3 protein-coding genes are annotated in these 1,748 nt (G+C 32.7%); all 3 read left to right on the top strand.

What is annotated here, in order from left to right; genetic code table 11:
* The first annotated feature begins 114 nt into the window (after window positions 1–114).
* The 3 genes from CDA10_RS16645 to CDA10_RS16635 all read left to right on the top strand — a co-directional run bounded on the left by CDA10_RS16645 (window position 115) and on the right by CDA10_RS16635 (window position 1,531).
* A complete protein-coding gene (locus CDA10_RS16645; RefSeq protein WP_004282079.1) occupies window positions 115–345 on the top strand; it encodes an antitoxin in 231 nt (76 codons plus the stop codon).
* Complete coding sequence (gene vapC / locus CDA10_RS16640; RefSeq protein WP_005404025.1) at window positions 342–737, top strand: type II toxin-antitoxin system tRNA(fMet)-specific endonuclease VapC; 396 nt, start codon at window positions 342–344, stop codon at window positions 735–737. Before CDA10_RS16645 ends, vapC begins: the two co-directional genes overlap by 4 nt.
* Window positions 738–1,315: 578 nt before the next feature.
* On the top strand, window positions 1,316–1,531 hold the full coding sequence (locus tag CDA10_RS16635; RefSeq protein ID WP_005166617.1) for a cold-shock protein: 216 nt from the start codon (window positions 1,316–1,318) through the stop codon (window positions 1,529–1,531).
* Window positions 1,532–1,748: the final 217 nt, after the last annotated feature.

Here is a 1,748-nt window from a genome sequence, read left to right as displayed (position 1 = left end):
CGACAGGATGTCGGGGTTTTTTATTGTCTTATGATTTTAATTGCTCTTTGACTCTACAAGATTTAATGCTATGGTATATATCAATGATACATATCTTGGTTTCGGGAGGTAATTATGGAAATTGCGAAAGTATTTCAAACTGGTCGCAGTCAGGCTGTTCGCTTGCCTAAAGCCTTTCGCTTTAATGGCACGGAAGTGGCCATCAAAAGCTTTGGACGTGGCGTTTTGTTGATGCCAATCGATAATCCTTGGGATGTAATGCTTGAAGCAGTGAATGAGTTCGAATCTGGATTCCAGTTAGAACGTGCTGATCAGGGGGAACAGTTCCGTGAGGAGTTCAAATGATTTACCTCTTAGACACAAATATTTGTATCTATGTCATCAACAATAAGCCTCAACACGTTTTTGAACGCTTTAATCAATATCAACTCGGCCAGCTTGCGATTTCAAGTATCACGGCATCTGAGCTGGCTTTTGGTGTAGAGAAGTCTGGATCTGAACGCAATAAACAGGCGTTAAACAAGTTTTTGTCACCTTTAGAGATTCTTCCTTACGATGAACAGGCCATTTGGCATTACGCCAAATTACGCCAGAATCTTCAATCTACAGGTAAACCGATTGGCAGCTTAGATATGCTGATTGCTGCTCATGCCTTGGCATTAGATGTTGTATTAGTTACGAACAATACAAAAGAATTTGAACGGATTGATGGTTTGAAGCTAGAGAATTGGGTCTAATCGCTATATCTAGCCCTGTGCAGGGCTAGAATTCGCATAAGAGATTTTATGTTAAATAGAGAGATTCATTATTTCTTCAAAAATTAAAAAAACCGCCTATTAGGCGGTTTTTTATAAAATATCTCTAGTTAGAGATATTTAAAACGGTAAAATTTGGTGGTTGATATATGATTTGTGTCTGGGAAAAAATTATCATTCCCGAAATTAAAAACATCAATATTGTTATTACAGAACTATATAATCGCATTCATTACTTATCAATCTTACTAGACCAATATACTAACCTTATATTGTTACATTTACAATAAAAATATGATTTTATTATATTTTTTGACTATTTTTTTGGTTGTTTATGGGTTTGGTAAATATATATATAAGAAAACTTGATTATTCCTATTTTTAGTGTATAGTTACTTTAACTAGAAAAAAGTCTTGTTCCGGTAAATCTTCTTTAAGTATCGCAGTTTTAGTCATAATCCTTCGTTTTTTCAGATTTTAAGTCGCTTCTTTATTATTTTCAAAGTTTATACCCAGTCAATAAAATGACTCAAAATTATTAAAAATCAGTAGGATATATTATGTCAAACTCAAATATTGTTAAAGGTACTGTAAAGTGGTTTAACGAAACTAAAGGTTTTGGTTTCATTCAACAAGAGTCAGGTCCAGACGTTTTTGCTCATTTCAGCGAAATTTCAAGTTCAGGTTTCAAAACCTTAATGGAAGGCCAAATGGTTGAATTCAGTGTAGCTCAAGGTCAAAAAGGACCAAATGCTGTAAATATTGTTGCTATCTAAGTAATAATAGGCAGTAATAAAAAGCACTCATGAGTGCTTTTTTATACTTTAAAATTTAATTTTAAAGTTGTTTTCTAAATTGAAAAATTTCTAAAAAACAGGATATAAGTTGTTAAAAATAAATGATTTAATTGCAAAATCTAAAAATGGTACTGAAATTATTGTTTCATTAATTCCTCTTAATAAAATGCAGAATACGCGCCAAGGTTCAAAAAAA

It is taken from the genome of Acinetobacter piscicola (assembly GCF_002233755.1).
Lineage (GTDB): Bacteria > Pseudomonadota > Gammaproteobacteria > Pseudomonadales > Moraxellaceae > Acinetobacter > Acinetobacter piscicola.
This window is presented reverse-complemented; position numbering and strand designations above follow the sequence as displayed.